The sequence below is a fragment of the Georgenia daeguensis genome (assembly GCF_039537705.1).
Taxonomy (GTDB): Bacteria; Actinomycetota; Actinomycetes; order Actinomycetales; family Actinomycetaceae; genus Georgenia; species Georgenia daeguensis.
The window spans coordinates 1-955 of record NZ_BAABBA010000084.1 but is presented as its reverse complement, the minus strand read 5'-3'; the positions used below and the strand labels follow the sequence as shown (position 1 = coordinate 955).

Genomic DNA, 955 nt, shown 5'->3' with positions numbered 1-955 from the left:
GGCCGGTAGACGGACCGGCCGAGGTGGGTCACGGTCCCGGTGACGGGGTCGGTGACCAGGCGCCGCCAGGTCCCGCCCGCGGCCAGGGCCCGGGCCAGGTCCGGGGTGATGGGCCCGTACCCCTCCACGTACGCCGCCGGAACGGCCTCCGCGCCCACCTCCCCGCCGCCCTCGCCGCCCTCGCCGTCGCCGTCGCCGGTGTCGGCGTCAGCGTCAGCGTCAGCGTCAGCGTCAGCGTCAGCGTCAGCGTCAGCGTCAGCGTCAGCGTCAGCGTCAGCGTCAGCGTCAGCGTCAGCGTCAGCACCCTCGGCACCCTTGGCACCCTCGGCACCGCCGGCGGCGGTGGGCAGGGCTGTGCCCTTGGACCCGCTTCGGGGTTCGGGCGGGAGGGTGGTGGCCAGCGGGACGGTGACATGGACGCGGATGTCGGGAACGGTGAAGCGCTCGCACGAGCGCAGCAGCAGCTGGTGCAGCGGCGGGAACTCCACCCCCACCGGGACCCCCGCCGCGGGCGGGGCCGCGCCCGGCAGACCCCCGGACGGCCCGGCCGCCGCGCCACCCTCGCTCCCGACATGCTGCGGCGGGCGGGCCGGTGGCGGCGCGTCGTCCGTCGGCGGTGGGCCGTCGGACGCACAGTCGCCCGTCGCGGAGCTGTCCACGGGCGGCGTTCCGGTGCGGCTCGCGTCGTTCACGTCGGGCACGCTGGTGCCGGTGCGAGTGCCGGTCCCGGTGTCTGTGCTGGTGTCGGGTGGGCCGGTGGTGCCGGCGATCAGGGCGGCGTGGGTCAGCGCGAGCAGGGCGTCGGCGCGCAGCTGGTCGATCGTGCGCGCGTCGCCGTCGTTCTTCGCCCCGTGCGCGATCGCGTCCAGGGTCAGATCGACCTGGACACAGTCCTCGGCCGGCAGCACCGCGTAGATCGACCCCATCCCGTCGGGGAGCACCCGGGTGTGGTTCA

1 protein-coding gene is annotated in these 955 nt (G+C 76.0%); it reads right to left on the bottom strand.

Annotated features, from left to right (window positions below; translation table 11 throughout):
* Positions 1-955 (bottom strand): DUF222 domain-containing protein (locus ABD774_RS21510; RefSeq protein ID WP_345045829.1); only part of this gene is annotated, 955 nt, incomplete at both ends.